The 25516-nt window shown below is 63.1% G+C and carries 23 protein-coding genes and 1 pseudogene; 14 read left to right on the top strand and 10 right to left on the bottom strand.

Translation table 11 applies throughout. From position 1 onward, the window contains the following. Positions 1-68 precede the first annotated feature (68 nt). Complete coding sequence (locus tag AC6CHP_RS10450; protein ID WP_498229671.1) at positions 69-539, bottom strand: hypothetical protein; 471 nt, start codon at positions 537-539, stop codon at positions 69-71. A 130-nt stretch (positions 540-669) separates the two neighbouring features. Then, the gene (locus tag AC6CHP_RS10445; protein WP_498229669.1) at positions 670-1599 is read right to left on the bottom strand and encodes an NADP-dependent oxidoreductase; all 930 of its coding nucleotides are present in this window, start codon (positions 1597-1599) and stop codon (positions 670-672) included. Positions 1600-1782: 183 nt separating this feature from the next. Between AC6CHP_RS10445 and AC6CHP_RS10440 the strand changes: the two genes are divergently transcribed. The 3 genes from AC6CHP_RS10440 to AC6CHP_RS10430 all read left to right on the top strand — a co-directional run bounded on the left by AC6CHP_RS10440 (position 1783) and on the right by AC6CHP_RS10430 (position 3630). Beyond that, positions 1783-2568 carry a hypothetical protein gene (locus tag AC6CHP_RS10440; protein WP_498229667.1) on the top strand — a complete coding sequence of 262 codons (786 nt, stop codon included), beginning with the start codon at positions 1783-1785 and terminating at the stop codon, positions 2566-2568. Between the two features lie 64 nt (positions 2569-2632). Next, positions 2633-3403, top strand: coding sequence for a type 1 glutamine amidotransferase domain-containing protein (locus tag AC6CHP_RS10435; RefSeq protein ID WP_174175751.1), 771 nt, complete (start codon positions 2633-2635; stop codon positions 3401-3403). Positions 3404-3504: 101 nt separating this feature from the next. Then, complete coding sequence (locus tag AC6CHP_RS10430) at positions 3505-3630, top strand: hypothetical protein (RefSeq protein WP_377195855.1); 126 nt, start codon at positions 3505-3507, stop codon at positions 3628-3630. Between the two features lie 161 nt (positions 3631-3791). Here AC6CHP_RS10430 and AC6CHP_RS10425 read toward each other — a convergent pair whose 3' ends face one another. Then, positions 3792-4010 carry a helix-hairpin-helix domain-containing protein gene (locus AC6CHP_RS10425; protein ID WP_377195854.1) on the bottom strand — a complete coding sequence of 73 codons (219 nt, stop codon included), beginning with the start codon at positions 4008-4010 and terminating at the stop codon, positions 3792-3794. A gap of 117 nt (positions 4011-4127) precedes the next feature. Here AC6CHP_RS10425 and AC6CHP_RS10420 point away from each other — a divergent pair, with 117 nt between their 5' ends. Continuing rightward, positions 4128-4787 (top strand): dihydrofolate reductase family protein, encoded by a 660-nt coding sequence (locus AC6CHP_RS10420; protein WP_498229664.1) that lies wholly within the window; start codon positions 4128-4130, stop codon positions 4785-4787. A gap of 90 nt (positions 4788-4877) precedes the next feature. Here AC6CHP_RS10420 and AC6CHP_RS10415 read toward each other — a convergent pair whose 3' ends face one another. Then, positions 4878-5048, bottom strand: coding sequence for a hypothetical protein (locus AC6CHP_RS10415; RefSeq protein WP_498229662.1), 171 nt, complete (start codon positions 5046-5048; stop codon positions 4878-4880). A gap of 276 nt (positions 5049-5324) precedes the next feature. Here AC6CHP_RS10415 and AC6CHP_RS10410 point away from each other — a divergent pair, with 276 nt between their 5' ends. Then, on the top strand, positions 5325-6407 hold the full coding sequence (locus AC6CHP_RS10410; protein WP_498229660.1) for a methyltransferase: 1083 nt from the start codon (positions 5325-5327) through the stop codon (positions 6405-6407). Positions 6408-6554: 147 nt separating this feature from the next. Here AC6CHP_RS10410 and AC6CHP_RS10405 read toward each other — a convergent pair whose 3' ends face one another. Both AC6CHP_RS10405 and AC6CHP_RS10400 read right to left on the bottom strand, forming a co-directional pair. Next, a complete protein-coding gene (locus AC6CHP_RS10405) occupies positions 6555-8213 on the bottom strand; it encodes a thiamine pyrophosphate-binding protein (protein ID WP_498229658.1) in 1659 nt (552 codons plus the stop codon). 119 nt (positions 8214-8332) lie between these two features. Further along, a complete protein-coding gene (locus tag AC6CHP_RS10400) occupies positions 8333-8836 on the bottom strand; it encodes an Lrp/AsnC family transcriptional regulator (RefSeq protein ID WP_188813887.1) in 504 nt (167 codons plus the stop codon). A 93-nt stretch (positions 8837-8929) separates the two neighbouring features. On the opposite strand from AC6CHP_RS10400, the gene hisC reads away from it, so the two are divergent. Beyond that, entirely contained in the window at positions 8930-10027 is a 1098-nt protein-coding gene (hisC, locus tag AC6CHP_RS10395) for a histidinol-phosphate transaminase (protein ID WP_498229655.1), read from the top strand. Between the two features lie 42 nt (positions 10028-10069). Next, entirely contained in the window at positions 10070-11509 is a 1440-nt protein-coding gene (locus AC6CHP_RS10390) for an amino acid permease (RefSeq protein ID WP_498229653.1), read from the top strand. A gap of 346 nt (positions 11510-11855) precedes the next feature. Here AC6CHP_RS10390 and AC6CHP_RS10385 read toward each other — a convergent pair whose 3' ends face one another. Next, positions 11856-12395, bottom strand: a complete 540-nt coding sequence (locus tag AC6CHP_RS10385; RefSeq protein ID WP_498229651.1) for a hypothetical protein — start codon at positions 12393-12395, stop codon at positions 11856-11858. Positions 12396-12567: 172 nt separating this feature from the next. Between AC6CHP_RS10385 and AC6CHP_RS10380 the strand changes: the two genes are divergently transcribed. After that, a complete protein-coding gene (locus AC6CHP_RS10380; protein WP_498229649.1) occupies positions 12568-13395 on the top strand; it encodes a hypothetical protein in 828 nt (275 codons plus the stop codon). 108 nt (positions 13396-13503) lie between these two features. Here AC6CHP_RS10380 and AC6CHP_RS10375 read toward each other — a convergent pair whose 3' ends face one another. Next, complete coding sequence (locus AC6CHP_RS10375) at positions 13504-14034, bottom strand: DUF6650 family protein (protein ID WP_498229647.1); 531 nt, start codon at positions 14032-14034, stop codon at positions 13504-13506. Between the two features lie 65 nt (positions 14035-14099). On the opposite strand from AC6CHP_RS10375, the gene AC6CHP_RS10370 reads away from it, so the two are divergent. The 3 genes from AC6CHP_RS10370 to AC6CHP_RS10360 are packed head-to-tail and all read left to right on the top strand — an operon-like array spanning position 14100 to position 15655. After that, a complete protein-coding gene (locus AC6CHP_RS10370) occupies positions 14100-14768 on the top strand; it encodes an APC family permease (RefSeq protein WP_498229645.1) in 669 nt (222 codons plus the stop codon). Beyond that, positions 14656-15156, top strand: a complete 501-nt coding sequence (locus tag AC6CHP_RS10365; protein ID WP_498229643.1) for an amino acid permease — start codon at positions 14656-14658, stop codon at positions 15154-15156. Before AC6CHP_RS10370 ends, AC6CHP_RS10365 begins: the two co-directional genes overlap by 113 nt. A 52-nt stretch (positions 15157-15208) precedes the next feature. Continuing rightward, positions 15209-15655, top strand: coding sequence for a nitrilase-related carbon-nitrogen hydrolase (locus tag AC6CHP_RS10360; protein ID WP_498229641.1), 447 nt, complete (start codon positions 15209-15211; stop codon positions 15653-15655). Between the two features lie 320 nt (positions 15656-15975). Here AC6CHP_RS10360 and AC6CHP_RS10355 read toward each other — a convergent pair whose 3' ends face one another. Both AC6CHP_RS10355 and AC6CHP_RS10350 read right to left on the bottom strand, forming a co-directional pair. Next, the gene (locus tag AC6CHP_RS10355; protein ID WP_498229639.1) at positions 15976-16536 is read right to left on the bottom strand and encodes an RES family NAD+ phosphorylase; all 561 of its coding nucleotides are present in this window, start codon (positions 16534-16536) and stop codon (positions 15976-15978) included. A gap of 77 nt (positions 16537-16613) precedes the next feature. Continuing rightward, on the bottom strand, positions 16614-17423 hold the full coding sequence (locus tag AC6CHP_RS10350) for a hypothetical protein (RefSeq protein WP_498229637.1): 810 nt from the start codon (positions 17421-17423) through the stop codon (positions 16614-16616). A gap of 438 nt (positions 17424-17861) precedes the next feature. On the opposite strand from AC6CHP_RS10350, the pseudogene AC6CHP_RS10345 reads away from it, so the two are divergent. From AC6CHP_RS10345 to AC6CHP_RS10335, 3 genes and pseudogenes are all read left to right on the top strand, one after another. Then, positions 17862-18445 (top strand): annotated as a pseudogene (locus AC6CHP_RS10345) (aminotransferase class I/II-fold pyridoxal phosphate-dependent enzyme); the annotation flags it as partial. 346 nt (positions 18446-18791) lie between these two features. Next, entirely contained in the window at positions 18792-21866 is a 3075-nt protein-coding gene (locus AC6CHP_RS10340; protein WP_498229635.1) for a reverse transcriptase domain-containing protein, read from the top strand. 503 nt (positions 21867-22369) lie between these two features. Then, positions 22370-25489: a DEAD/DEAH box helicase gene (locus AC6CHP_RS10335; RefSeq protein WP_498229717.1), complete on the top strand. Its 3120-nt coding sequence runs from the start codon at positions 22370-22372 to the stop codon at positions 25487-25489. Positions 25490-25516: the final 27 nt, after the last annotated feature.

Raw genomic sequence — 25516 nt, 5'->3', positions numbered from 1 at the left:
CGGGACGGTAGGGGAGCCGGGCAGACGAGCCAGCAGGCCGCCGTCGTACATTTACGACGGCGGCTGCCTTAGTGTCCGGAGGAGCGTGTGGCCCTGGTGTGCGGGGGCCTGTCCTTCAAAAGGACAGTCGCGGCGATAACGCCCCCGGCTGCGACGAGGGCCAGCGGGCTTTGCAGGATTGTGCCCAGGATGGCGAGCCCCGAATCGGACACGGGCCTCGACGCCGCAAACAGGCAGGCAACGTCCATCGCGAAGGCGGCCGCGTAGCCGGCGCCGAAGCAGACGAGCAGTGCGGGCGTCCTGTAGTCCTTGGTAAATGTCCTCACGGCTGCGTCGTAGGCAAGGTATTTGAGGCCGACGATCGTGGGGGCGAAGGTCAGAACGAAGAAGACGTCCAGATCCTCCGGGAATTCCCTGAGCGGAACGTTCGCGTCTCCCTGGTAGACACCGGCTGAGTGAAACCACATGCTGCCCACCTGTGCCGAGATCAGCAGGAACGAGACCACGGCGTACCTCAGCGCTGTTCCACCCCGGGTCATCCCTAAAGCCATGGCTTAGTATGGCACTTGGGGCAAGGGCAGTCCGTCACCCGGCCAGCGGGCCGCCGTCGTGAATTGACGACGGCGGCCCGGGCGGCGTGGCCGGCCCGGCGCCAACCTGTTGGTGGGCTCAGGAAACCTGGTCTACCGCAACCACAATCTTGCCGCGGGTGTGCCCTTCCATGTTTGAGCGGAAGGCGTCCGCGGCCTTGTCCAGCGGGAAGACCTCGGCAACTTCCACACGGATATTCCGGCTGTCCACCAGATCGGCCAGTTCCTGAAGGTCGGTTCCCACGGGATTGACCCACATCCAGTCGCCCCCGTGCTGTTCCACTTCACTGTCCGCGATCGAGGCGTGCCGGCCTCCCTCGGCCAGCACCGCCAGTGTGGCGTCGAGATTCCCGCCCACAAAGTCGGCAACAACGTCCACGCCGTCCGGGCGCAGTGCCCGTACGCGGTCCGCGAGCCCGTCCCCGTAGGCAACCGGCTCGGCTCCCAGGGAGCGGAGGAATTCGTGGTTCTTCTCCGAAGCTGTGGCAATAACACTCGCGCCGAGGGCCACCGCGATCTGGATGCCAAGGGAGCCCACGCCTCCGGAACCGCCGTGGATCAGGACGGTTTCGCCTGCTTTCAGGCCCAGCCGGTTGAGGACCTGGTAGGCGGTCAGTCCGGCCAGCGGCAGCCCTGCCGATTCGTTCCACCCGAGCGAGGCCGGCTTCCGGGCCAGGAGCCGCTCCGGCAGCGCGATGTACTCGGCAAAGCTTCCGCCGTGGACGTAGTCCTTGCGGCCGTAGGCGATGACCTCGTCGCCGGGCTGGAACTGCCGGGCATCGATGCCCACCGACTCCACTACCCCTGCCACGTCCCAGCCGGGGATGGCGGGGAACTCCAGGTCCATGACGGCGTCGAGTCCGCCGGCCATGATCTTCCAGTCCACCGGGTTCACCGCGGCAGCCTTGACCTTGACCAGGACCATGCCGGGCCCCACTTTTGGCATTGGCTGATCGCCGAATTCGAGGACGTCCGGGTTTCCGTAAGTGTTGTAAGTAATTGCCTTCATGACTGCCACAACGGCAAGGCTGCGCTTCGGTATTCCGGTTGCCCGCGCAAGGTGGCGAACCGCACGCGGCGATGGACGGGCAGCGGAGCAGGCCTGGGATTCCGTACCGCGGCGAGGGCGCGAGACCGTAAACTCGGGGTCATGTCTTATGGGGGGACGCCGGCTCGGCGCATAGGAGTGTTCGTGGTTGCGGCCGTTCTGGTCATGCCGCTGGCGGGGTGTGAGTACAGCGGCCCGGACGAGCCGCCGGCACCGTCGTCCCCGCCGCCCGCGACGCCGTCGGGCGCGTCCTTCAAGGACAACGTCAGCGAAGTGGCCCGTTTGCTCGAGGCGTCCCCTACGGACCCCGGCATGCCGTCGGAGGCTGAACCCGCGGGGAAGCTGTCCCTTGACCTGGCGCCCGGAGACTATCTGGTCACCGGCGCCTGCGCAGGGGTGTACGGGGCCAAGCTCACCCTGATGAAGGCTGACGGCGTCCCGGAAGCGTCCAGCTTTGAGTGCACCTCCACGCTGGACCGCTTTGTCAGGCACGACGGCGGGCCCCTCACCATCAGCGCCGTGCCGCCCACGGGCAGGCCGGCAGCAACGGGCGTCAAGGTGCAGGCTAACCCTGAACGCAGGCTTTCGGAGCTCGAAGACCTTTCAGACTGGGCAGCGCAGCAGCTGCAACCGCCTGTGCCCGGCGAGCTGCGGGGCACCGGCAGCGGGAATACCACCACCACCGCCGGCGTGGCGGCCGCACCGGGGCAGTACGAACTCCAGCTCGTGTGCGCCGGACTGCCGGTAGCCGAGCTGTCCGTCTCCACCTGGAAGGGAGCGGAAGTCCTCGCCCCCGTGTCAGTCCCTTGCGGCGGGAGCATGTTCAAGGCACCCCTGGTGCTGCCCACCGAGGGGGCCAACCTCACGATGGGACCCGGTGGCCTGGACAGCTGGTTCGCCTACCGGCTCGTCCCCACAGGCCGCCCCTGAACCCAGCTCGGGGGCCGCGGACCGGGCTGGGCGTAGGGTGGGAGGCGGACGAAAGGAGCATTTCATGAAGAAAATCCTCATGGTACTGACCAGCGTTTCTGAGATCGGCGATACGGGAGAGAAGACCGGCTACAACGTGGCCGAGGCTGCGCATCCCTGGAAGGTGTTCAAGGATTCGGGGCATTTCGTCGACTTTGCGTCCATTCAGGGCGGCCAGCCCCCGCGCGACGAGGTGGACACGAAAGATCCCATCCAGGTCGCCTTCACGGAGGATGAGACCACGCGCGCCGGCCTCTACAACACGGCCCGCGTGGACGTCGTTGATCCGGAACAGTACGACGCCGTCTATCTCGTGGGCGGCCACGGCACCATGTGGGACTTCCCGGACAGCGAAGGCCTGCAGAACCTGGTGGCCAGCGTTTACAACAATGGCGGCTTGGTGGGCGCGGTCTGCCATGGGCCGGCCGGCCTGCTGAACGTGGAGCTGGAGAACGGGCTCCGCCTCGTGGAGGGCCGCAAGGTGGCCGCCTTCACCAATGACGAGGAGGTGGCTGCGGGCAAGGACAAGGTCATTCCGTTCTTCCTGGCAGACCGGCTGGAGGAGCAGGGCGCCACGCACGTCTCCGCCGGTGTCTTTGAGGAAAAGGTTGTAGTTGACGAGCGCCTGGTGACCGGCCAGAATCCGGCCTCGGCTGCCGGCGTGGCCAAGGAGATGGAGAAGCTCTTCGCAGTGGTCATCCACCAGGAAAAGGCCGAGGAACAGCACGACGCCGAGGCGCTCCGGGCCGAGAAGGACGCCGTCAAGGCGGCTGCCGCCGCCGAAGCTGAGCAGTAACACCAGCAGGCACTGAAAACTGACGGCCACCCGGATGATGGGGTGGCCGTCAGTTTTACGTCCGGGCGGCGGCAGCCGGGGTGCAGCCCTAGGCTTGGCCTATGTCTACAGATGATGAGAAGGACCCTCCCGTCCCCGCTGACGTTGAGGGCAAGATCCCCAAAAAGGTCCACGACAAGCCAGTCACGAAAGACCGTGAGGCAGCCGCCGACGAACCCGAGGACTAATAAGTCCCGCTGCAGAGCGGATACGGGAGCCCTGGCGCGACGTACCTGCGTGCCAGGGCTTTTCTGTGTTTGGGCGCACGACGGCGGCGCACGGGTTGGGTGCCGCCGAGACAGCGGGCCTGGGGGCTTAGCAACGGGCGGCTGTTACGTCCGTTTGTCCGCTACGAAGGGTCGGCGAACTCGAGTCCGCGCTCTTTCAGCGCGGCTTCGAGGAGTCGAATTGCTCTGGGTCCCACGCCATGCAGGGCGAGCAGCTCACCAGGACCGTGCGACGCCACCTGCGCCAGCGTCGTGATGCCTGCCTGCAGCAGGGCGCTGTTGGCCGGTCGGCCCAGGGGAGGCAGGTCCCCGATCTGTGCCGGCGTGTCTCGGGTGCTCATGGGAAACAGGGTATCGGCGCCGGGATCAGCAGCATCAAAGAGTCCCGCATCAGGCCTTGAGCGGTTGGGGCCGACCGCCCTACAGTGACAGCCAACGACCACTTCAGGAGAGACGCCATGTCCCTTGTCCGCGTACATAACTTCTCGGTCTCCCTCGACGGCTTCGGCACCGGCGAAGGCCAGCAACTGGACGCTCCCTTCGGCCACGCAGGCACGCGGCTGATGGAGTGGGCCTTCGAGACCCGGACCTTCCGCGCCATGGGCATCCATGGGGAATCAGAGGGATCCTTCGGTATCGACGAGGCTTTCGCCAGCCAGTGGGGACCCGGGGTCGGCGTCGAAATCATGGGGCGCAACAAGTTCGGTCCCCAGCGCGGTCCCTGGGAGAACGAGGACTGGAAGGGGTGGTGGGGCGATAACCCCGTGTTCCACACTCCTGTGGTTGTCCTGACACACCATCCCCGGCCGGTCCTCGAAATGGAAGCCGGAACAACCTTCCATTTTGTCGACGCGGACCCTGCCTCCGCCCTGGAACAGGCCCGGGCCCTTGCGCCCGGCATGGACGTCAGGATCGGCGGCGGCGCCAGTACGGTCCGGCAGTTCCTCCAGGCCGGCCTGATAGACCACATGCATATCGTCCTCGTGCCGATCCTTCTGGGCCGGGGTGAACGGCTCTGGGACGGCCTCGAGGGCCTCGAAGAACGCTTTGACATTGAAGCGAGCCCTTCCCCGTCCGGGGTGGTGCATCTGGTCTTCACCCGCCGCGCGGTGGTTTAGGCGGGGCTCGCTTGCTCGGGTGACGTAGCATGCCGTTCAAGCCCAAGCCGGAATAGAGACGGACACAAAGGGATGTTCTGAAGTGATCCGTCAGTCGGCCACGAAGGTTCCTTGGGCGCCGGCGTCGATCCAGTGGTGCAGTGCGGAGAGGTCATCCAGTGAGCGGATGACCGCCCACTCGGCACCGAGTGCGCGGGCAATCCCGCTGGAATCCACTTCGGGATCAGCACTGGCTGGGTGCCGTGGTGGATCACGGCACACCTGTATCCTGACAATGCAGGTTGAACGGCTCCAGCGGCCATCAACCAAGCTCGGTTCGCGGCCGGATGACAGTCCGGAATCCTGGGCCGTCGCCCTCTATGTCGTGGATTACCGCCGCAATCGTCAGTCGCCGATCGGCTCCTCTGACGCATGGAATGGACCTTTATCAGTACCGACACGCCAGCTCCCGTTGGAATCCCGACAGACCCCAATCCCGCGCACACAGCTGCGGTGGAGCAGCCCGCCCTCGTGACCTGGGTCGAGGCTGGTGTGAGCATGACCGCGCGATGGCGTTCGGCGAACGGCAGGCCGGCGCCGGGGCGCGTCGAAGTTGTCTCCGACTCACTTACGGCCGATGATGCGATCCGGATGGCGTCACAGGGGATCGCGATGCTCTGGCACGGCGACTTCCACAACGCACGGCAGATCCTCAACGCGCTGGACCGGCGGATAGGCGCCGGAAAGAAACAGACCGCACAAACTCCGGCCGAAAAGTTCTACCGGCATCGCCAGTCCCGCTCGCATCGTGCACGCATCCTCGGCCTGCTGCTGATTCCCCTTGATCCGGGCCCGGTGGTTCCGCTGCGCCGCGCACCGGACATCCGGCAGGCCGCCGTTGAAGCGTACGGTGATATCGGCGAATCTTCCGTGGTGTCCCTGCATGAGCTCGTCGGGGCAATCGGCGCCCACGAGTGGCGACGGAATGGCGTCTACGTCGATGCCCTGCAGGGCCGCATCCACCCGCACTACGGCACGTTCTTCCCCACCCGAAGCGAGTACGTGGAGCTCGTGGCCGCCGCTCCGCTGCCGTCTGACACGCTGGCGTTCGACGTTGGAACCGGCACGGGGGTGCTCGCTGCCGTCCTCGCACGCCGTGGCGTCCACCGCGTGATCGCGACGGACAATGAGCCGCGTGCCATCGCCTGCGCCGCTGAGAATTTCCGGAACCTCGGCGTCCAGGACCGTGCTGAGGCCGTCCTGACCGACATGTTCCCGCCCGGGCGGGCACCGCTCATCGTGTGCAATCCGCCCTGGATTCCGGCCACGCCGCATTCCAGCCTGGACAGCGCCGTCTATGACCCCGGGAGCAGGATGCTGTTCCGCTACCTGAACGAACTCTCCGACCATCTCGAGCCGGGTGGTGAGGGCTGGCTTGTCCTCTCCGACCTGGCCGAGCACCTTGGCCTGCGGACGCGTGAGGACCTGCTGGCCGCCATCACGGCGGCCGGGCTGAAGGTGGTGGAACGGCTCGACACCAAGCCAACGCATCCGAAGGCGTCAGACCATAACGATCCTCTCTTCGAGGCGCGCGCAGCCGAGGTCACGTCCCTCTGGCGGCTTGTTCCCCGCATGTTTTGAGTAGCCGAACCGGGGCACTTTGACACGGACACGCCGTGGATTGCGCCGTTTCGGGGCCGTGCCAGCGTCAATGTGCCCCACGACGGCGTCCTGCCAGGTGTTCGGCGGCAGGCCGCTGGGGAAGCCCGGGCCTGAGCTGCGGCCTAGTTATCCCGCCACCGCCGCCTTCGCTGCCTGCGAGGCCTGCATCCACTCGCTCAGCCACGGTGCCCGGACACTGGACGTGATACGGCAGTCGGCCACGAAGGTTCCCTTGGCGCCGGCGTCGATCCACTCCTGCAGCGCAGACAAGTCCGCAAGAGACCGGATGATCGCCGACCCCGCACCCAACGCGCGGGCAACACCGCTGAAGTCCACCTCGGGGATCAGCATGGGCTTCTCGGTCAGGCCCTGCGAACCGTACTGGTGGATCTCGGCCCCATAGGCGGCGTCGTTGTAGATCACCACAATCGCACTCCGGGCCGCACCGATGAGGGATTCGAGGTCCGCCAGGCCCATCAGGAAACCGCCGTCGCCGGAGGCGAGCACCAGGGTGCGGCCGTCCTCCAGCGCGCGGGCTGCCCCGACGGCGCTCGCGAGTCCCAGCCCGATGGACTGGAAGGCGGTCCCCACCATCACCAGGTCCTGCGGCCGCGGGATGTTCCAGTACATGGGTGCCCAGCCGATGAAGTGCCCGCCGTCCTGGACCACCGTGCGGCGTTCCGGCAGCACGGCATCCAGGGCCGTGGCCAGGGCGCGCGGGTCCAGCCGCCCGTCCGGGGTCTCCTCAGAGCCCGGGTGGTGCCCCGGGCCGACGGCCAGACGCCGAGAGGCTTCCGCCCGCCAGCCTTCCGCCGCAGCCTCGCCATCCAGCAGTTGGAGCAGACGCGAAGCAGCTGTCTTCGCGTCCGCGCTGACGAACAGGTCCACCCGGGGGTGCGTCGGCTGCAGGCCGGCGTCGATCTGGATCACCGTGCTGTCCGGGCCGAGCAGGTGCCCGAACCGCATGGTGAAGGGGCTCAGGCTCGCCCCGGCCACCAGGACCACGTCCGCCTCGCCCATGAGCCCGGCCGCGGGGTCGGTGCCGAAACCGCCGGCCACGCCCAGGTACCCCTCGCCATTGAGGAGGTTGAGCGCCAGGGCGGTTCCGGCGGTCAGTGCGCCGAGCCGGTCGGCGAGCTCGCGGAGCTCCGGGCCGGCACCGGCGAGGTGCGCACCGCGGCCGGCGAGGATCAGCGGCCGCCTGGCACCGGCGAGCAGGCGGGCTGCCTGCCCAAGGCCGCCGTCGACGTCGTCCGTCACCTTCGGTGCGTGCGTCGCCGGAAGGTCCTCGTCCGCAGCCTCGAGAGCCGCGAGGTCGTAGGGAATGGCAAGGACGACGGCGGTGCGCGTGGTGAGTGCGTACTCCACCGCCTGCCGGGTGATGGCGCCCGCGGCGTCCCGGGTGACCGTGAAGGTGGCCGCGCCAAGGCCCGCGGCGATGGCCGCCTGGTCCACGTCCTGCGGCCGGGCACCGCTGGTGGGGGCGTCGCCGGTGACCAGCACCACGGGGATCTGCGCCTGGACGGCCTCCGCGAGGGCGGTGAGCGCGTTGGTGTAGCCGGGGCCGTAGGTGGAGGTGCCCGCGGCGAGCCGTCCCGACGCACGGTAGTAGGCGTCGGCGGCGGCGATGGCGGCGCCCTCGTGCCGGACGGGAGTGAAGCGGAGGCCCTGCTTCTCCGCGGCGTCCAGGAAGTAGACGTTGCCATTGCCCATGACGCCGAAGACGTCGCTGACATAGCTGCTGAGAACCTGCGCCACGCGGCCGGAGACGGTGAGAGTAGTCATGCAGGAAGCGTGGGGCCTGCATTCCACATTTGCAATACCCACGGATACTGCTGGGACTTTTGGCAGCATGAATCGGGAGAAGTGACAAAATGCCCAAAGATGGTGCACGTCACCCGCGCTTACTCCGACGTGCGTGATTCCTGCTCGGACAGCCGGCTGATGAGCCCGTCGTAGCGGGGCGGCATGAGTTCCATGACGGAGATGGCGGTGCTGGTCCGCTGGATCCCGTCGATCTCCAGAATCTGGTTGGTGATGCGGTAGAGGTCGGCGGTGCCGCGGGCCACTACCTTGGCCATGAGGTCCGCGTCCCCGGTGGTGGCGTGCACCTCGATGACCTCCGGGATGGCGGCGAGCCCGCTTTCCACCGAGCCGAACCGTGTCTGGCTGATTTCGAGCGAGAGGAAGGCCATGAGCTCATAGCCGAGTGCGGCGGGGTCCAGCCTGCGGCTGAAGGAGCGGAGGGCTCCGCTGCGCTCGAGCCGCGCCAGCCGGGCGTGGACGGTGTTGCGTGCGACGCCGAGTGTCCGGGAGAGTGCCAGGGCGCTGGCTTCGGGGTCCTTGTCCAAAGCCAGGATGATGCGGCCGTCGAGCGAATCGAGGGTGCGAGAGTTCGCGATGGTCATATTTTCACCACAGATACTAGAAGTTGAGCAGAAGTCCCAATGGCTAGAGCGTATCTTGCAATGTGGGCCGGGTCACTTCCATAGTCAGTCGTCATGACCGCTGAACAACTCCTGGCCGCTCCCGCCACCGCGCTGCCCACCCTTCGTGGCGCCGTCGCCGGCCTTCCGTCCTACGTCCCCGGCCGGCGCAGCGCCGGCGCGGACGTCGCAGCCCTCGCCAGCAACGAAAGCCACTACGAGCCCCTGCCCGCAGCCGTCACCGCGGTGGCCGAAGCGGCGGGTAGGATGAACCGCTACCCGGACATGGCCGCCGTCGAACTCCGCGAACGGATCGCCCGGCACCTTGACGTCGTCGCAGACGAGGTGGCAGTGGGACCCGGCAGCGTGGGCGTCCTCCAGCAGATCATCACCGGCCTGTGCGACGCCGGGGATGAAGTGATCTTCGCGTGGCGCTCCTTCGAGGCGTACCCCATCCTGGTGGGGCTGGCAGGCGCCCGGCCGGTCCGCATCCCGCTGGACCACCTTGAGGGCCATGACCTGGACGCCATGGCCGCCGCCGTCACCGACCGCACCAAAGTCATCCTGCTCTGCACCCCCAACAATCCCACCGGCGTGCCGATCAGCCACGACCGCATTGAGGCCTTCCTGCGCGCTGTCCGCTCGGACATCCTGGTGGTGATTGACGAGGCCTACGTGGAATACGCCGAAGCGGGCAGCGGCCCCGATTCCCTGGCGCTCTACCGCGAATACCCGAACGTCTGCATCATGCGCACCTTCTCCAAGGCCTACGGGCTGGCCGGCCTGCGGGTGGGCTACGCCGTGGCCGCACCCGCGATCGCCGAGGGGCTGCGCCGGACCGCCCTTCCCTTCGCCGTGAGCGCGCTGGCCCAGAAGGCGGCCGTCGCATCGCTGGACGCGGGGGAGGAGATGGCAGTGCGGGTCGCCGCCGTTCGGCAGGAGCGTGCACGGATGGCCGCTCAGCTGGAGGCCCAGGGCTGGAAGCTGCAGCCGAGCCAGGGCAACTTCCTCTGGATCCGTGCCGATGAGGTCCTCCTGGCGACGCTGGTCGAGGCGTTCGACCGCGCTGGCATCATGGTCCGGGCGTACCAGGGCGACGGCGTGCGGATCACCGTTGCCGATGCCGCCTCCAACGACCGCGTGCTCCGGCTCCTGGCAGCCCACGCGGCCTGAACTTTTCTCCCCAACAGTTACCAACACCTAAGAGGAATCCCCATGGAACAACAGACAAAGACGTCTGCCCGCGCCCTCGGCGCGGCCCTCAAACCCCGCCAGCTCACCATGATGGGCCTCGGCAGCGCCATCGGCGCGGGCCTCTTCATCGGCTCCGGCGCCGGCATCCAGGCCGCTGGCCCGGCCGTGCTGATCTCCTACCTCGTGGCGGGCACGCTCATCATTCTGGTGATGTGGGCACTTGGCGAGATGGCTGCGGCCAACCCGGACAGCGGCGCCTTCTCCGTCTACACCGCCAAGGCTTACGGGCCGGTGGCCGGCGCCACTGTGGGCTGGCTCTGGTGGATCCAGCTCGTGGTGGTCATCGCCGCCGAAGCCCTCGGTGCGGCAGGGCTGCTGGCCACCATCTTCCCCGCGCTGCCGGTATGGCTGATGGCCTTCGTGTTCATCGTGGTGCTCACCGCCGTGAACCTCACCAGTGTGAAAAACTTCGGCGAGTTCGAGTTCTGGTTCGCCCTGCTCAAGGTGGCGGCCATCGTCGCGTTCCTGCTGGTGGGCTTCGCACTGCTCTTCGGCTTGGTGCCCGGCGTGCAGTCGCCGGGCCTGTCCAACTTCATGGGCGACGGCTTCGCGCCGAGCGGTTTTGCCGGGATTGCCACGGCACTGTTCGTGGTGGCGTTCGCGTTTGGCGGCACCGAGATTGTGTCCGTGGCTGCAGCTGAGACAGCCGAGCCGGCCCGGAGCGTGAAGAAGGCAGTGCGCACCGTGCTGTGGCGCATCCTGGTGTTCTACATCGGTGCCATCTTCATCATCGCGGCCGTGGTTCCGGTTGGTTCGGAGGGGCTGAAGAGTCCGTTTGCTGCCGTGCTGGAGGCCGCCGGCATGCCCGGTGCGGCCACGGCCATCACGCTGGTGGCCGTCGCGGCACTGCTGTCAGCACTCAACGCCAACCTCTACGGCGCCTCCCGGATGGCGTACTCCCTTGCAGAGCGGGGTGAAGCACCTCGCGTGCTTGCTGCCGTGTCCAAGGCGCGGGTCCCGGTGGTCGCGGTCTTGGCCAGCGTCGCCTTCGGCGTTGTCACGGTGGTGCTGGAATTGGCTTTCCCCGAGATGGTCCTCGGCGTCCTGCTGAACATCGTGGGGTCGACCTGCCTGCTGGTGTGGACGTCCGCGCTCCTGGCCCAGCTCGCGCTGCGCCTCCGCGCCGACCGTGAGGGGACAGAGCTTCCGCTGCGGATGCCCGGCTTCCCGTGGCTCACGTGCTTTGGCCTGCTCATCCTCGCGGCGATCTTCACGGTGGGCTTCATCGGCGAGGACTCCCGTCCCCAGTTGCTTAGTACTTTCGGGCTCGTGGCTCTGCTGGCGGTGGGGTGCTGGTTGAATCAGCGGTCTACAAAGGTTGCGCTCGTGACTGAGGCGTCGGACGCTCCGACGCGTGTCGAATCTTCTGAGGGGGACAAGCAGCCGGTGCTCATCGACTGATACCAGCTGCCCGAACGGCTTCCTTGCTCGGGTCACATCAAGGGCGCGTCCGGCTTTAGCGGGGCGCGCCCTTCGGTTTCGACCCGACCGGTGGCACTGCCCGAAGAAGCGGGCGTATCCGTCAGCCGGTCCGCTCCAGCCTCCTGGGTCAGGGCGGAGGCCACCGCCACTATGGCAGCCTTCATGTAGCCATTTCGAGAGCAGAAGGCGCCGTGTTACGCGGCTGCTGTACGACGCGGCCGTTGAGCGGGGCTGGAGTGCGTCTGACGTTGGCGAGGTAAGGGCCGGCCATCCATCCGGGGACTGCGAACTCGTACCGGGCACCGGTTCTTCCGTGGCTTGAGTCCTATGCGGGAAGCCTTGATCGGGCCAAGTTAAATCCCGCGACGAATTGGGCGCGGGTATTGCCTAGGGGGAACGAAATTGGCTGGTCTTGCAGGAGTGGAAGGCTGGCGTCTCGCAGTGGCCCGGCAAGCAGTGCGTAGAGGTTCGTTTTCACAACAACGACACCTGCGGGATGAAGCGTGACAGCGCGTCCAATGCATCCTGGAATGGCTTCCTTCAGGACTCGCCGCCGCTCGGCTCTGCCCAAACCATTTACCGGAGATGATGCCAGATCAATGAGGAAAAAGCCGTCATCGCGGAGACGTTCCAGCCAGGGGCGCTTTCCGCTTCGCTGCAGGTCCGCGTTCGACGTTCCGTACATAGCTTCAACCACTCCACGGAACAGGTTATCCGGACCAAGCCGGTCTGCGGCGTAGAAAAAATTCCGGGCCGAGACGTCACCGCCGTCGGCCGGGGCGCTCTCGGCGATCATCAGCAACTTCACGCGGTCAGGCTTCCACTGGCTGCGCAGTTGGGCATACCAAGGCTCTTCATCCGTCACGCATTCTATATTCGGACGGGCATGAGAAAAGTTCAAGGTTTTGCAGTCAAACCGAGAAAGTAGTCAGGACTATTCATCCACCGCTGTCCGTTAGTCGAGCGGGATTTGTCATTTAGGGCATGACTAAAACTGTGGTTCTATATCCAAGTTACATTTCTAGCATTGGGGAATTTTGGACATCGAGTTAGTTTCACTAGTCGTAAACCTGGTAACTGCACTTTCGGCCGTGGCGGGTGTTGTTCTTGCCACTGTGCTTGGCAGTCGGGCAATAGCGATAGCGTCTGAAACAGTAGAACGGGCCTCCTTGGACTACGCGGCCGGGCGGGCGGACCTAATAACGCAATCCAGAGTCGCCTTGTTTGAGGCAATGGCCGAGCTAAAAGCAGCCATGCACGTATTTTGGAAGGAGGATCCGCGGAAGCTGCTGGATGCAGATCCAGGATCTAGTCGGGCCAAGGAGTTGATCCAGCAGCGAAATGCGGCCGAAGTTGAGACGCATCGAGCAATGTACAGGCTGCAGGGCGCTGCTGAAAGGCTCAGGGAGGTGTTGCCGTCGGCAGAAATTATCGAGCGTGAGCGCAGCTGGAAACCCGGCGCAGGTCACGGCACAGTTCAAGGAGTGCGTGCACCGATCGGTGTTGATATGCCGGCCGCATTGGAGCTCGTCAGACTTTACGAGCGCGGCGCTATGGCACTCTACTTGTCGCTAGTCGTAGACAACCGATATGCAGACCCAAAGCGGGATCCAGATGTTTTCATGAAGGACTTCCTCACTGAACTGCACCTGTACGACGCAGATGAGGGACAGGCTTCATGGTTGCCCCGGGTGCAGGCTTGGCTTGCGAAGCAGCTGTCTGTTATTTCAGATCAATGCACTCCTGAGATCATTGCTATCAACTTCGTTGAGTCATTCCTGGACAGAGAACTGGCTGAAGCAGTTCACGCTGTTACTGATTCAGTACTTTCAGAAAGTCGTGCCGGAGTAGTTGTCCGCTCGTAGGAAAGAGAGGACCTTCTTTCATCTGAGGCTGGGGCTATCTGCGGGAGTCGATCCTCTCGGACGCCGCGATGACCCAGCCGTGCGAGGGATAGATGCTGACTCATGTTGCTAGTCGCTGGGGGACGTTTCGGTTCGGCGGGGGATGCGCTCGTTTCTTACTACCTCTGGTTGGTCCATCGCCCCACCTGGTTCGAGAGGTTTCAAGCCGCGGACCCTTGAACAGATTTCCTCAACTTCACAGGTCAGAGATGTCCGCAGGTCTATGAGGTGTTCTTGGTACCGATCCGGCTCGCGTCCGGATTTGCTCAAGTGCCTGTTGCACTCAACGAGCATCTTTGAAAGTAGAGGGCTCGTACTTGAGCGCGGAGGAAGGCTGTTTCGGGCGGTGCGGATTTGCTCACGCACCTCGAGCACGCTGGAACTTGTGTGTTTGTAGTCGTCTAAGTCTGACGCGCCAGCCACAAACTTAGGAGCAGAGGCGCGAAGAGCCCGTCTGTGATGGAGATCGTGAATCAGGTTTGTCAGAACCTGCTTCTCTGTTCGTCTTTGCTGGACCAGAAAGGTGCCGTATGCGATAGCGACAGTTAAGACTGCCCCGATGACAGTAACTAGGACGTCTGGCCAAAAAGTATCCCACATTCCTCAGATTATGCAGTGCGCCAGAGGGGTTCCCCGGTGTGACAGGCCGCGACGGTCTTCAGGATTTGGCTGCAAGGCCTCGTCCCACAAGCTCAAGCTCCTACCTGAGCGCCCGGTTCCCCGGCATCCCCATCGGCGTCTGGATCGTGGGCTTCATCGTCATCACCACGCTGCTAAACATCCTGGGCATCAAGGTGGCGGACAAGGCCAACTACGTGCTGATGGCGTTCCAGCTGCTGGTTCTCGTGTTCTTTGTGGCGCTGGCCATCGGCAGCGTGGTGTCCGTCAACGGCGCCGGGGGACTGGCCAGCGGGCAGCCGTTCTTCAACAGCACCGCCAGCTTCGCCACTATCTCCGCCGGCGCGGCCATCGCCGCGTACTCGTTCCTGGGGTTCGACGCCGTCACCACCCTCACCGAGGAAACCATCAACCCGCGCCGCACCGTGCCGCGCGCCATCATGCTGGTTGCCCTGATCGGCGGCGGCATCTTCGTGGCGGTCTCCTACGTGAGCCAGCTGGTCCACCCCGGCGGCGTGTTCGAGGACTCGGCCTCCGCGGCCAGCTCCCATCGCCCTGCAGATTGGCGGGCAGCTGTTCGGCGCCGTGTTCCTGGCAGGCCTGGTGGTGGCGCAGTTCGCCTCCGGCCTCGCCGCGCAGGCCAGCGCCTCCCGCCTGCTGTATACGACGGGCCGCGATTCCGTCCTGCCCAAGGCGGTCTTCGGCCGGCTCAGTGAGAAGTTCCACACCCCGGTGGCGAACCTGGTGGTCACCGGCGTCGTGGGCCTGATCGCGATCTTCCTGGACGTGGCCACCTCGACGTCGTTCATCAACTTTGGTGCCTTCACCGCCTTTACGCTGGTGAACGCCGCGGTGGTGTTCCACTATGTGCGCCAGCGCCGGGCCGGGCAGCAGCTGAACCCGGTGTCCTACGTGGTGGTCCCGGTGGTCGGCGCCATCATCTGCGCCTACCTGCTCTCCCGGCTGGACAGCAACGCCATTACGCTGGGGGTGTCCTGGCTGGTGCTGGGCGTGGTGGTCCTGGCTCTGATTACCCGCGGCTTCAAGGCCTCGCCGCCGGAGATGACGGCCACGGAGAAGGCGACGGTCGAGGCGGCCGCCTGACCCTGACAGTTTGTAGTGTGGCCGGGCCCGAGGGAAGGAACAGCCGTGAGGATTGCGCTGGGGCAGCTGGAGTCGGGCGCCGACGTCCGGGCTAACCTGGCCGCGATCGAACGGTTCGCCGCCGAGGCAACGCGCGACGGCGCAGAGCTGGTCGCCTGCCCTGAGTACGCCACCTACGAAAAAAAGAAGGTCGACGCGACGTTCCACGGCGTACAACACGCTGGTGGTGTCCGGGCCCGACGGCGGCCGGCTGGCTTCCTACCGGAAAATCCACCTTTTCGACGCGCAGGGCTTCGGGGAGTCCACGTTCATCAAGCCCGGCCCGTCCACCGACCCGGTGTTGTTCGAGCATGGGAGAGTGCGGTTCGGGCTGATGACCTGTTACGACCTGCTGTTCCCGGAGCTGGCAAGGTCACTGGCCGACGCCGACGCGCAGGTCCTGCTGGTGTGCTCGTCCTGGGTGCCGGGGAGCACAAGACCGAGCAGTGGCTGGCGCTGAACGCAGCCCGTGCGATCGAGAACAGCCTGTACGTGGCGGGGGTGTGCCAGGCGCCGCCGGTCTCGGTGGAGCGGAGCGTGCTGGTGGACGGATGGGAGTTAGCGAGGCTGGCCTTGGGCTGGCTGCTGGTGTTCGGATGGTGGGGGTCTCGCCGGAGACGGTGGACCGGGTGCGGGAGTCGTTCCCGATGTTCCGGCAGCGGCGATTGTAAGGGGCGCTTTGCACTTTCCCTGTGACAGCATCTACATCCCCGTGCGGGCGATCAGCGTAAGGATGCAATGGTTAATTCTCAAAAGGACAAGCGCCGTCACTAGTGGTATCTAGATTCTGGGAAGCCTGATTTTCACGTTGACCACGCGACAAATCTCAACGAGATTGTCGAGTCCGTCTCCGGCTCCATATACCTTGACAGCCCCACCGCCATCGTGCAGATCACTCGCACCGCCCACTCGGTCGCCGAACAGCATGTATGCCGATTTTTCGTTATTACGCGCGCTCATCCAGACGATCCCATGGACGCCATCCACGCCATGAGCTGCTTCTGCCCACGGACGGGTCTGGGCGTAGTAACGAGAAGGTGACGCGGTTAGCTGCCCCGGTGATGTTCCCAATCGTGTAAGGCCGAGCCCCTTGAAGGAGACAAGACGCAGGTCACGGCCAATCGTCACACGACTCAATACCTTGTCGACGTAGTCCGTGGAGTCGATCATGCTCCCTCTGACCTTGTCATGGAGGATGGTCTCCGCAATGGCACATTCTTCGTTTTCTCCCAGGTAAAGGACTGGCACGTGGCTGGGACTTCCGAAAAATGAGAACCGTGAGTGCTTGGCGTTCACGCCACCGGGGTGGAAGGCAGCGCCAGGGTACTTGTTGTCATGCACACGCCAAAGTACAGTTCCGGCCGTCAAAGTCTCGATAATTGGGTCAAAAGGGTCCGGTGGTACCCCTGGCCCGCCCCTCACCAGGAGTGCCCTCCGAGGTCGTAGTGCGCCGCGGCGAGGACCCCCTCAGGGTCCGTGCGAAGTCTGTCTACCGGCCGAGCGTCGTCCTCAAGCATTCCGGTAGGGGCGCAAAGCCAGAAGAGCAAGTCTTCATGGGCAACCCCGCGCTCATCTGCGATGCGGATCAATTCAGGAACGACAGCAAGAACCCCCATGCCGTCGAACTGGAACCTGGGGAAGCGGACTGCTTGCTGGCCACGCCGTATGTAGCCCAAAAGCTTCCCCTTGGAACGCAGGTTCGAAGCCAAGGTTCGGCTCCGCTTCTTGCCCAACTGCTCCGCAACACCGCCGCTGTCGAGCCATCCGAACTCATCCTCGATAGCACGGAGATCCTGTTCCTCCTCTGCCAGGGCGTATGCCACCTGAGGGGAGACAGCGGGGCCTTTCTTGGCAGCAAGGGATGGCGCCAACGCAGCCATCGAGACCGAAAGTTGGCTGACTAGCCGACCAGCCGCCTGCGTAGCTTTGACCAAGGCGGGCTCTTCCGCCACAACTTCAATGACTTGGGGAACACCGATAACAGCTCCATCTACGATCTCGGCCTTGAACGCTTTCGCATTTACCGACCTTGCTGCGGCATCGAAACCGCCGGTCTCCGCGAGCCCTGCAAATGCAGATTGGATCGCCCCGTGGAGATGCAGGACGTAGTCACGCCCTGTATTTAGCGGCGACTCGTGCACCGGTTTTAAAACTTCGTCGTGCACAGCGGCCAGGACCTTGGTGCCGTCGGCGAGTGCTGTCTCGGCGGAAACGTCGCCGTCTTCCACAATGAATGCAAGGACGGACCTACGCTCCGGCTCCGACGCGTGCCCCGTACGGCTTTCATCCGGGGGAGTTAGCATACGGTTCATACACGCATACTAGCCGTTTCTTCTGTAGCTGTCGACGGATGTGAGACGACCTGGTAAAGGTGCGTTGCCTTGTCCGTGGTGTGGGGGAGGGGGTGGCCCGCCGTGCGTTCCCCTTGGTGTTATCCAGCCCCCGCAGCCTTCGCCGCCCGCGACGCCGTCAGCCAGGGCGCGGACGCTGGAGGTGATGCGCAGTCGGCCACGAAGGTCCCACGGGCGCCGGCGTCGATCCACGCCTGCAGCACGGAAAGGTCACCTAGCGACCGAATAGCAGCCGACTCCGCGGCCAAAGCCCGGGCAAACCCCCATTGAAGTCCACTTCGGGGATCAGCATCGGCTTCTCGGAAAGACCTTGCGCGCCGCAGCCTCGGGGCGGACATTGCAGCCCTCGCCAGCAACGAAAGCCACTATGACCCGCTGCCCGCAGCCATCACTGCGGTGGCCGAGGCGGCGGGCAGGATGAACCGCTACCCGGACATGGCCGCCGTCGAACTCCGCGAACGGCTCGCCCGTCACCTGGGCGTCACGGCCGAGGAGGTGGCGGTGGGGCCCGGCAGCGTGGGCGTCCTCCAGCAGATCATTACCGGACTGTGCGATGCCGGGGACGAGGTGGTTTTCGCGTGGCGCTCCTTCGAGGCCTATCCCATCCTGGTGGAGCTGGCAGGCGCCCGCCCGGTCCGCGTCCCGCTGGACGCCGCGGAGGGCCATGACCTCGACGCCATGGCCGCCGCCGTCACCGGCCGTACCAAGGTGATCCTGCTCTGCACCCCCAACAACCCTACCAGCGTGCCGATCGGCCACGGCCGCCTCGAGGCCTTCCTGCAGTCCGTCCGTTCTGACGTCCTGGTGGTGATCGACGAGGCCTACGTGGAGTACTCCGACGCCGGCAGCGACCCGATTCCCTGGTGCTCTACCGCCGATACCCGAACGTCTGCATCCTGCCAGTTCTGGAAGCGCCGGAACGTGCCACGGAGCCCGGGTTGATTCACTGAATCTTGGGATACCAACGCGCCTCACGCGTTCGATGCACGAGGAGGGTTGCTCCGGTCTGACCTAGCGCGCCTTCCGCCGTGAGTTGCCGAGATGGACTTGTTGAGCATGGAAGCGGGTGTTTTCGTCGTAGCCCGCCTGTTGGGGAAAGACACGGGAGAAGCTGTGCCGCGCTGCAACTCCTAATAGCTATCATTTTGAGGAAACACACGGACCGGTCCGATGCCGGTGTAGACCAATCAAGTTGCGAACCGCCGCCTCAGCGCTGCGTTCAGAAGCTGTGGCAAGACGCGGGGGATGATGACTTTTTCATTGATCGATATGGGAACTGCCTATCGAAAGGCAAAAGTTGATTTGTATTACTCGACAAATCCTTCCCTCGAACGCGTGGCCGCATATGAGGCCGACCTTGAAGGGAGGCTGACACACTTACTCCTACGGATCAACGGAGAATCAGAGTCATGGGTCCACGAAGCAGATTTTGTTGGCTCCTTTACTTTCCTTCCCAAGTCGGTTCGCTTCACTCAGGACGAAAAGTTTCTGGGTGGCGCGAAGTTCTCCAATCCGAGGGCAGCATGGACAAGGAAATGTAACGAAGCGCGGGCTGCCGGATGGGATCGCCCGGTGGCAGAATTTCGACTTACGGCTGAATGCAGCATTGATTTCCATGTCCTTTCCTCGCTTTGGATTTCAAAGGTGGGGCATAAGTTTGACCAAAAACTATCGTCATCGGCCTATGGAAGTCGGCTGCGCAGAAGACGCGACAAGGAGCTTAATTCGCTATCCTTAGGATCTTTTGCTCCTTACCTTGCGCCATTTCAGAAATGGCGGAATAACGGTCTTCGAGCGATGCGTTCGGCGTTATTGGATGCCAAGAAAGTCGTTGCTCTAACAGCGGACGTCACGTCCTTTTACCATCATCTAGATCCAAGCTTTCTGCTTGGAAGTGATTTTCAAAGAATGCTTAAGATTGAGCTATCACCAGTGGAACATAAGCTCAACAGGCTGTTTGTTTCGGCGCTAAGAGCATGGGCGATGCAGTCGATGTTAGGAAGAGGCTTGCCTGTTGGCCTTCCCGCGTCTGCGGTAGTAGCTAATATGGCCCTAATCGAACTTGATAGGATCGTAGAGAAGGAGCTGGTGCCGCTTTACTACGGCCGTTACGTCGACGACATTATGCTTGTCATGGAGAATAGCTCGGAGTTCGCAAGTTCCGCCGAACTGTGGGAATGGATCTTCAAGCGAGCTGACGGAAAGTTGAAATGGATCGACAATGGAGCACTTGACCATGCGGCGGAGAATAGCGTAGCTTTCGAATCCTCCTATTTGCAGGGTAGCGAAATTCATTTTTCGAATGATAAAAACCGTGTATTTCTGCTCGAAGGCGAGTCAGGCCTGGTCATGGTCGAGTCAATCGCGCGTCAGGCTTATGAGCGAGCAAGCGAATGGAGATCCTTGCCGAGGCTCCCTGAAAAGGCGAGTACCGTGGCCACGGACATGGTTGCTGCAACCCAAACAGATGGCGATATAGCCGACAGTCTGCGGAAGGCTGACTCGTTGACCATGCGGCGGGCGGGGTTCGCACTCAAGCTTCGGACGTTCGAAGCCTATGAACGAGACCTTGAACCGGCCAGTTGGGAGATGCATCGTCAGGCCTTTTATCGCGCCTTTATCGATCACGTGCTGGTTCTGCCTAACTTCTTCGATCTTGCGATATACCTACCGCGAGTGGTTCGGCTGGCTACAATTTCGAAAGACTTTGACTACCTCGCGGAAATCGTCCGCACTCTTGTAGGACTTTACCGCGAGGTGAAATCCGAATGCACTGTGGTAGTTAAAGGCGATCGAGAATCGAAGGCGATTGAAGCTGATGTTCTCACGAGTTGGAGGGGTCATCTTTTTGATTCCGTAAATGAAGCCGTTATCTCTGCCTTCCCGACACGGCTTTCTTCCACTGAAGAAGCGAATTGGATCAATGAGTTTTCTGCGGCGGACTTTGAGAGCTTGGCAATCAAAAACTGGAGTATCACGGACCTTCAGAAGGCCCAGGCGCGGCTGTTTGATCATGATTTAGCCCACGTTCCGCGCCGTTTTGCAAGCCTCCCAGAGGAGTTAGTCTCGCGCAGGGGGATACCTACGGATCCGCCGTGTCATCTGATCGATGCCTCGTTGTTGCTTCAGCCCGAGGTCGCGGACGGCTTGGCGTCAGTCGGCATATGGCTAGGGCTGGAGGGGCGGGAAATGTCGATCGGGCTTGCCTTCGCAACCCGGCCCTATAATCTGGCTGAGATATATATGTTGGCCCCTGATCCATTCGGTGAGAGCTGCCAGCAGGCATTGAATGACGCCGTTCTCGCCATCAGAGGCTTCCAAATTGCGGACAAGATGCCATACAAGTTGGAGGAGACTCTTCCGGCTCATCCCGAGACAATCATAGTTCAAAGTAACCGCCGCTCCGATAAGAAAAAGGTTGCCTTGGGGAGTTGGAAAACTCACTATGACAGCTGGACCGCTTCGGTAATGAAGTTTCCGGATCCAAATTTGGACCGCTACTCCCGTTTGACGGAATTGCTCAACCATGTCATATCTCAATCTAATGGCGTCCATTACCTGGTCCTCCCGGAACTGGCGATGCCGGCGCGATGGTTTGTCCGGATCGCTCAGAAGCTCCAGGCCCGTGGGATATCTCTCATATCCGGGGTGGAATACTTGCATCAGAAACCGGGCCTAGTTCACAACCAGATTTGGGTCTCATTAGTTCACGACGGCCTGGGATTTCCCTCGATGATGATTTACCGCCAGGACAAGCAACGTCCGGCTCGGGGGGAGGAAAAAGAACTCCATCGACTTCGCGAACTAACTCTGGAGGCCAGAACCAGGTGGACCTCGCCACCCGTTATCAGGCATGGGGATTTTTCATTTGCCTTGTTAGTTTGCAGCGAGCTGACAAATATTAAGTATCGCGCGAGTCTGAGTGGACATGTCGATGCTCTTTTCGTTCCCGAGTGGAACAAGGACATTGGTACCTTCGATTCGCTTGTCGAGTCTGCCTCCCTCGACATGCACGCCTACATCATTCAATGTAATGACCGTCAGTACGGTGACAGTCGGATTCGTGCACCCTACAAAGATTCTTGGAGACGGGACATCGTCAGGTTGAAGGGTGGAAGTCGCGACTATTGGGTAGTTGGTGAAATTGATGTTGAGGCACTAAGGCAGTTTCAGTCCAGCCACAGATCACCCGATGTTCCGTACAAGCCTGTTCCGGACGGGTTTGTAATGGCTCCTCACCGCAGTCGCCTACCTATGACTGGAGTACATACCTCACCCATGGGGGATTCACAGGCCGTAGGAACTGGCACCTGGATCTGAGTACCGCTTGGAGAGGTTGCAGCTGCATATTGACCCAACCCGCTCTGAATGGAGATCGGGGACAGGGCATTGGCTAGCAAGACCTGCCAGGATTTGAGGTCCGGTTCATTTCTGTATAGCCATCCGTCGAGACGGCGCACTCTGTCTCTTGTCCTGTGCTGCCTCCGTGCTGATCCTCGAGTCATTCAACTGCCGGTGTTGCCGTTTCCCTTCCAGCGGGACCGAGACATCCGGAAGGCAGTCTCGTGGGCTCCCACCCCGGGGCATGATGCTTGGCCGGTGGAAAGGGGGTGATTCCCCTTCCGCTGGCCGGAAGATCGACGCTGGAAGGCCGACTTAAGGGCGCGGTTTGAGCGTTTGTGGTTGAGCTGCAGCTATTAGACCTTCTGAAGATCACGCTGGCATTCAAGCTTCATGCCGGAGGAATGTCACTCGGCGTAGTCAGTCTCATCAATTACGCTGGCGCAGTGACTAGTTTCTTTGGGGGATTGGCAGCGGAGCGGCTGCCCGAGGGCCTGTATGAACTGCTCAACACGGATGTGCTCGGTGACCACCTGAAGCAAGAGCAAGGACTCCAGCCAGTCTTCGCAGACATAGAGGACGAAGACTCCCCGGACGTGCTCGCCCGCCACGTCGCCGACGCCGTCCGGCGAGCCCTCGCATCAGCTAAACCCACCGATCGCGTCACCCTCGCGAACAAGCTCCTCCAGGAACTGAACAACCGAGACCGCATCGCGCCGGGTCCAACCCAGCTCCAGTCTCTCCATCGCCCAGATGTCCTCAAGCGCCGGCAACTCCGCCGGCCCACCACCAGGTTGTCCGACTCCGCTCTTCTCACCAACAGCAAGGACGACCCCAACCTCGCCGCGGAACTCCGGGCCGAGATGGAGTCCGCCGACACAGTGGACCTTCTCTGCGCCTTTGTCCGCTGGACCGGTCTCAGGCTCCTGGAGTCTGCCCTAGAGCAACTCAAGGAGCGCGGCGCAAAGCTCCGCGTCATCACCACGACATATATGGGTGCCACCGAACGCCGCGCCATTGACGAGCTCGTCAACAGGTACAGGGCCGAGGTGAAGATCAGCTACGAAACCCAGGCCACAAGGCTGCATGCGAAGGCCTGGCTGTTCCGCCGTAACACCGGATTCGACACCGCCTACGTAGGCAGCTCCAACCTGAGTCAGGCAGCGCTGCTCGACGGGCTGGAATGGAACGTCCGCCTCAGTTCCGTCGCAACCCCCGCCCTCCTGCAGAAGTTCGAGGTCACCTTCGACAGCTACTGGGAGCAGCGGGCTTTCCAAAGCTATGACCCGGAGCGCGACGGCGAAAAGCTGGAGGCCGCGTTGGAACGGAACGGCGGCCGCCGCACCGCGGCGCCGAATGCAACTACCGGCCTTGAGGTTCAGCCGTTTTTGCATCAGGAGGAGATGCTGGAGGACCTGGAAGCCGAGCGGCTCAAGGGCTTCAGTCACAACCTCCTGGTCGCGGCCACGGGCACCGGCAAAACGGTGATCGCCGCTCTGGACTACAAACGGCTAAGCGAAACTGCCGGCCGCGACCTCAAACTACTCTTCGTCGCCCACCGACAGGAAATCCTGAAACAAGCGATGCGCACCTACCGCGATGTCATGCAGGACGGCGCCTTCGGTGAACTCTATGTGAGGGAGCTCAAGCCGCAAGAGTGGAAGCACATCTTCGCGTCCGTCCAGTCGCTGTCCTCCCTTGGCATCGAGCAGCTGGAACCGGACTTCTTCGACGTCGTCGTCATCGATGAGTTCCACCACGCCATGGCCCCCACCTACCGCCGCCTTCTCGACCACCTCAAGCCGCAGCAACTCCTCGGCCTCACTGCCACGCCTGAGCGCGGCGACGGCGTCGACGTCGCCAAGCAATTCTTCGACGGCCGTACCGCCAGTGAGCTGCGGCTCTGGGACGCGTTGGATGCTGACCTGCTGGTGCCTTTCCACTACTTCGGCGTCTCGGACGACGTTGACCTTAGCCAGCTGGAATGGAAGCGCGGCAACTATGACACCAGCCAGCTCAGCAACCTCTACACCGGGAATGACGCCCGGGCCGCCAAGGTCATCCGCGAACTCAGGGACAAGGTCACCAGCACCGACCAAATGCGCGCCATCGGCTTCTGCGTCTCCGTGCAGCACGCCCGCTACATGGCCGAGGTCTTTAACCGCGCGGGCATCGCCTCGGTAGCCGTAGACGGCACCACTGACAACGCTGACCGCGAGGAAGCCCTCAGACGCCTGGGTAAGCGGGAGATCAACTGCATCTTCGCCGTCGACCTCTTCAACGAAGGCCTGGACTTGCCGCAGGTGGACACCATTCTGCTGCTCCGGCCCACGCAAAGTGCCACGATCTTCCTCCAGCAGCTGGGACGCGGGCTGCGCCGTGCGGAGGGCAAAGCGGTGCTGACGGTCCTGGACTTCATCGGACAGCAGCGCCGTGAGTTCCGCTTTGATCTGCGCTACCGGACGCTGACGGGTTACGGGCGCAAGGAGCTGGAGAAGGCTGTCGAGGATGAGTTCCCGTACCTGCCGTCCGGCTCCCAGATCGTGTTGGACCGGGTGGCACAGAAGGTGGTGCTGGACAACATTAAGGCACAGCTCCGGTTCAACCGGGCACAGCTGGTCCGGGATATTGCCTCGTCCGCCGAGACCGAGCTGGAAGCCTATTTCGAGCGGTCGGGGAACAACGTTAAGACGATCTACCGTTCCACCAGGGACTCGTGGACCGGCTACCTCCGCCAGGCAGGGTTGATCGAGGGGTTCTCGCCCCTGGAGACCGTGCTTCATGGGAAAATTGAGGAGCTGTCGGACGCGGAGGAAAAGAAGCTGCTGGGCCGCATGGCCGCGCTGATTCACGTGGACGATCCGGAACGTGCCGCCGCCTATTCCATGCTGGTCGCCGCTGACGCCCCCCGCTACGCGGAGCTCGGCATGCGCGAGCAGGCTTTTGCACGCATGCTGTTCTACACCCTGTGGGATGACGGCGGCGGATTCAAAACGTACGACGACGGCCTGGACCACCTGCGAGGCTACCAGTTTGTGTGCCGCGAGATCCGCCAGGTGGTGAACCTGGGAGTGGCCGCATCGAAACACGCAGCGAAGAGTCTTGGCGCAGGGCTGCAGCACGTCCCGTTGCTGTCACATGCAACGTATCGGCGAGAGGAGGTTCTGGCGGCGCTGCAGTACGGTTCGCTGGAGCAGGGCAAGAACGTCCAGCACCGCGAGGGCGTTGCATGGTGTCCTGCAACTTCCACAGACGCCTTCTTTGTCACCCTCAACAAGGACGACAAGAAGCACTCGGCAACCACGATGTACAAGGACTACGCGATCAGCCCCGAACTGTTCCATTGGGAATCGCAGAATGCGACCTCGCCTGGCAGCCCGACGGGGCGCCGCTATCTCGACCGGGCCTCGCACGGATCGAAGATCCTGATATTCACGAGGGACAAAGCCGACGACGAGACCGGACTGACAGTTCCGTATACCTGCCTGGGGCAGGTGGACTATGTGCAGCACGTGGGTGAGAAGCCGATCTCGATAACGTGGAAACTGCATCGGCCGATGCCGTCAGATGTATTCGCGACGGCGGCGGCGGTGGCACTTTAACCGGAGCACTAGACCTGTTATGAGCGA

The sequence above is a fragment of the Pseudarthrobacter sp. GQ63 genome, from assembly GCF_059758765.1.
The sequence above is the reverse complement of the archived record's forward strand: the minus strand, read 5'-3'. Positions and strand labels throughout refer to the sequence as shown.